We start from the raw sequence: 600 nt of genomic DNA, 5'->3' as shown, positions 1-600 counted from the left end.
TACCCACGGAGCTGTCAGGCAGTTCCAGCAGCTGGATGCTGCTCAGGCCCTGGCCGCTGGCACTGGAGACCGCAATGTACATGGCCGAAGCCGGGAAGGTGACGGCGGTGCCCTTGGGCGTGACGCCGTAGACCTCCGACACGGCGGAGAGGTTCACGCTGATGAGGATGGTTCCGGACAATGTCTTGGAGCCGGTTCCGTAGGCGGTGAAGGGAATCTGGGCACAGTAGTTGGTGCCGCTGGGGAGATAGGTCAGCTCCGTCAGAGCATACTGGCTGGTGGAGCTGGGGCTGAAGTACAGCGCCTGATCGTCACAGTTGGAGCTGGTCAGCTTCAGCTTGGAGGCGCCATACCTGCTGACGCCGTAGTAGTTGTAATAGAGGCTGCCGGTGGAGGGCACACCCTTGAGCGTCACATATTGCAGCGTGGAGGAGGGATTCTTCTTGTGGAAGAGCCGGGCAATGTCGTTGGCGTTGATCTGGACATTGGTATTATAGGTGGCATAATACCGGATGTCCCCCTGGCTGCTGCCGGAGGTAGTGGTTTCCGCCGGATTGATGACCAGCTTGCCCTCCACGGAGCGGCTGTCGGAATAGTAGG

Annotated in this window: 1 protein-coding gene; it reads right to left on the bottom strand. The window is 60.0% G+C overall.

Annotated features, from left to right (window positions below; translation table 11 throughout):
• Positions 1–600 (bottom strand): hypothetical protein (locus QZL67_RS02955; protein ID WP_292919738.1); only part of this gene is annotated, 600 nt, incomplete at both ends.

Origin of the sequence: Oscillibacter sp. CAG:155 (assembly GCA_000436875.1) — a bacterium.
Lineage (GTDB): Bacteria > Bacillota > Clostridia > Oscillospirales > Oscillospiraceae > Oscillibacter.
The sequence above is the reverse complement of the archived record's forward strand: the minus strand, read 5'-3'. Positions and strand labels throughout refer to the sequence as shown.